This is a genomic window from Acidovorax sp. SUPP1855, from assembly GCF_030158955.1.
In the GTDB taxonomy this organism is placed as follows: Bacteria; Pseudomonadota; Gammaproteobacteria; order Burkholderiales; family Burkholderiaceae_C; genus Paracidovorax.
On the sequence record NZ_BQXI01000089.1, the window covers coordinates 1 to 873 of the forward strand.

Below are 873 nucleotides of genomic sequence, written 5' to 3' on the forward strand. Positions count from 1 at the left end.
ATCTGGTATCCCGCCCGCAAGGCCTGTTCACCGACACCCTGGTGACGGGCCAGGTCTGGCGCGGCCAGATGCGGCGCGTGCGCTGCTGCATCTACAAGCGCTTCGCCGGGCTGGCCGACGACCCGGCGCCGCCCACCGCTCAGATCGAGTCGGTGGCCATCACCCTCATGTCCACCTTCGGCGAGGCAGGCGTGGCCGCGCGCCGCTGCACCGGCCGCGACCTCTACGAGTGGCTCCTGCCTTTCTTCAACCGGGCCGTGCCCTGGGCCAGCACGCCCACCGACCTGATGCGCCAGGCGCCCTACCCTGGCGACAGCGCGCAGGCAGGCGAGGCGCCCCTGTTCGGCTGCGACCTGTCGGACCTGCTCAATCTCTCGCCCCCCAGATCCGACCTCGCCGCCGGCACCTTCGAATTCGACGGCGTACCCGTGAAGGCCTTGGCCCTGCAGAGCATGCGCAGTCAGCCACAGACCGGCCACTTCTCGGCCGAGTTGCAAAGCGGCAACGAGAGCTTCGCACGCCTGGATCGTCTGCCCGCCGGCGCCATGCTCTCCATCTCCCTCACCGTGCAGCCGCAGCACCAGTTGGAGCGCCACATCGAGCGCATCCGGGACGCCTCCCGCGCCAAGTCCGCCGCGGCCATGGAGACGCACCGCGAGTGCGAGCAGGTCCTTGCCCGGATGGTGCAAGGGGACAAGCTCTACCCCATGATGATGACGCTCTACGTGAGCGGACACGACACCGCCGACCTGGAGCAGCAGATCTCCCAGGTCAATGCGCTGCTCGTGCCCTCGGGCCTGCGGTTCATCGATTCCAGGCACGACCTGGTGCCCCTGGACACCTTCATGCGTGGGCTGCCCTTCAACTTCGATC

The 873-nt window shown here is 68.5% G+C and carries 1 protein-coding gene; it reads left to right on the forward strand.

The features are described 5' to 3' along the window. On the forward strand, positions 1 to 873 hold an 873-nt coding region (locus AVMA1855_RS26510; protein WP_284428011.1), incomplete at both ends, for a TraC family protein.